The following is a 2,273-nucleotide window of genomic DNA, read 5'->3' as shown; positions in this document are numbered from 1 at the left end:
TCGCGGGTCCCTTCCTGCTCGCCGCGGCCGCCTACCTCGCGGCCGGAGCGGCACTGCTGGTGCTGCTCCGACCCGATCCCTTCCTCCTCGCGCGCCGGCTGGACGCGGCCTCCGCCGCTCCCTCCGCCCCCGCCTCGACCGGACGCCTGCGCCTCTCGCCGACGGCGCTCGCGGGCGCGGTCGTGATGGTGCTGACGCAGATCGTGATGGTCGCGATCATGACCACCACTCCCGTGCACATGAGCGCGCACCGGCACGACCTCGGCGACGTCGGCCTCGTGATCGGCCTGCACATCGGAGCGATGTACCTCCCGTCGCTCGTCACGGGAGCGCTCGTCGACCGCGTCGGCCGGGCACCCGTGGCGGCGGCGTCCGGAGCGCTGCTGCTGCTCGCAGGTCTCGTCGCGGCCCTCGCCCCCGGCGAGTCCCTCGTCGGCACGATCGCCGCCCTCGTCCTCCTGGGCCTCGGCTGGAATCTCGGGCTGATCTCGGGCACGGCCCTCGTCGTCGCCGGAACCGTGATGCAGGACCGCGCCCGCACGCAGGGCACGCTCGACGTGCTGATAGCCCTGGCAGGAGCCGGCGCCGGCGTGCTCTCGGGCGTCGTCGTCGCCGGGCCGGGCTACGCCGCGCTCTCGCTCGGCGGCGGGGTGCTGGCGCTGCTGCTGCTGCCGGTGCTGGTGCGGCTGCGCCGATCGGAGGCGTGAGACGAGCGGGCGCCGGTCGTCTCGCGACTCCCGCCCGCGACTCCCGTCAGACCAGCGCCTTCCGCATCCGGTGGTTCACGAGGGCCACTCCCCCGCGCACCGGATGCTGCCGCGCCACGACGGTGAAGCCGTGCCGCTCGAAGACGGGCCGGGCCGTCAGGCTCGCGTCGGTCCCGAGCTCGACCGCGCCCTGAGCGCGGGCGAGCGCCTCGACATGCGCCAGGAGCGCTGACGCGACGCCCCGTCGACCGTGGTCCGGCGCGACGAACAGCATGTCGATCCAGCCCTCCGCGTCGACGTCCGAGAAGCCGACGACCTGGGCGCCGTCGAGGGCGACCACGGTCGGCCGAGCCGCGCGCGCGGTGCCCCACCGGTCGAGGTCGCGGTCATCGCGGCGCGCCCACGCCTCGATCTGCTCCGACGAGTAGTCGGCGGAGGCGGTCCGGGTGACGGCGTCCAGGAACACCTGCAACGTCGCGGCGGCGTCCGCCGAGCGGTAGGGGCGGATCGGCACCGGCATCCCCCCAGTATCGCGACGTCCGTCCCACGCTCACCGCGCCGGGGTCAAGCCCATCGATTCCCGGGCGACGCCTTCCTACCCTCGGAGCCATGAAGCACATCAGCTACGCCGACAAATCCCTCCTCGCGGGCGACGACGTCGTCGATCTGCTGCTGCACTACGCGGCCCGTCTCGCCGCTGCCGGGTCCGCGGACGACGTGGACGTGCACGTCTTCAGCTCCGACGGCGACGAGACGGTCGCCACGTTCGTGCTCGGCCCCGGCATGGGCATCATGGCCGAGGTCGCGCACTCGAGCATGGAGGCCCCGGACAACTCCGAGGCGATCGCCTACCTGCGCGAGAAGCTCGAGCTGCTCGACTCGCCCCCGCACGGCGGGCCGATGGATCCGGACGACACGGCGCTCGACTTCTTCTACTCGGAGCAGTTCACGCCGGACCCGCGCGACACTCACCGGGACTGACCTGTCAGGGCAGGATCGCCTCGACCTGCCTCCGCACGTCGATCAGGATCTCGTCGATGCTCGCGCCCGCGTTCGCCGTCAGGGACATCGAGAGCAGGAGGATCGCGCTGAGCACGTGGGCGAGGATCGCCGCGCGCTCCGCGTCGACCCGCCCCTCGCGCTGCAGGAGCGCGGCGACGGCCTCCTCGGTGCCCGCCACGATGCCGAGGGCCTCCGCGTGGCGGGGTTCCTCAGGGTCGCCGTAGACCATCTCGCGGAGGTAGGTGCGGCCGTTCTCGACCTGCGCCCGGTTGCACTCGACGATCGGCCTCGCGAGCGCCATCAGCGCGTCGACGGGATCCTCGATCTCCTCGGCCGCGGCGCGGCCCCGCTCCAGCGCCCCGACATAGTTCGCGTTCTGCACCAGGAGCAGCAGCTCGCCCTTGGTCTTCGCGTAGAGGAACAGGGTGCCGGTGCCGATGTCGGCGCGATCGGCGATCTGCTGGGTCGTGACCTCGTCGACACCGTGCTCGGCGAACAGCTCGCTCGCGGCAGCGGTGATGCGCTCGAGCTTCTCGAGCTTGTTGCGCTCGCGGCGGCCGACGG

At 72.9% G+C, this 2,273-nt stretch carries 3 protein-coding genes and 1 pseudogene; 2 read left to right on the top strand and 2 right to left on the bottom strand.

Annotated features, from left to right (window positions below):
- Positions 1 to 707, top strand: a pseudogene (locus IOC53_RS18565) (MFS transporter); the annotation flags it as partial.
- 46 nt (positions 708 to 753) lie between these two features.
- On the opposite strand, the gene IOC53_RS18560 reads toward IOC53_RS18565, so the two are convergent.
- Positions 754 to 1,227 carry a GNAT family N-acetyltransferase gene (locus tag IOC53_RS18560; RefSeq protein WP_207408083.1) on the bottom strand — a complete coding sequence of 158 codons (474 nt, stop codon included), beginning with the start codon at positions 1,225 to 1,227 and terminating at the stop codon, positions 754 to 756.
- 89 nt (positions 1,228 to 1,316) lie between these two features.
- Between IOC53_RS18560 and IOC53_RS18555 the strand changes: the two genes are divergently transcribed.
- Positions 1,317 to 1,688 (top strand): hypothetical protein, encoded by a 372-nt coding sequence (locus IOC53_RS18555; protein WP_207408081.1) that lies wholly within the window; start codon positions 1,317 to 1,319, stop codon positions 1,686 to 1,688.
- A 4-nt stretch (positions 1,689 to 1,692) separates the two neighbouring features.
- Here IOC53_RS18555 and IOC53_RS18550 read toward each other — a convergent pair.
- Positions 1,693 to 2,273, bottom strand: a 581-nt coding sequence (locus tag IOC53_RS18550; protein ID WP_207408079.1) for a TetR/AcrR family transcriptional regulator, incomplete at its 5' end; no start/stop codon positions are given.

It is taken from the genome of Rathayibacter sp. SD072, assembly GCF_017355185.1.
In the GTDB taxonomy this organism is placed as follows: domain Bacteria; phylum Actinomycetota; class Actinomycetes; order Actinomycetales; family Microbacteriaceae; genus Rathayibacter.
The sequence above is the reverse complement of the archived record's forward strand: the minus strand, read 5'-3'. Positions and strand labels throughout refer to the sequence as shown.

Bases quoted from the DNA above. Each gene is read 5' to 3' on its own strand.
- IOC53_RS18555 (WP_207408081.1), top strand. From the start codon at position 1,317: ATGAAGCACATCAGCTACGCCGACAAATCCCTCCTCGCGGGCGACGAC.
- IOC53_RS18560 (WP_207408083.1), bottom strand. From the start codon at position 1,227: ATGCCGGTGCCGATCCGCCCCTACCGCTCGGCGGACGCCGCCGCGACG.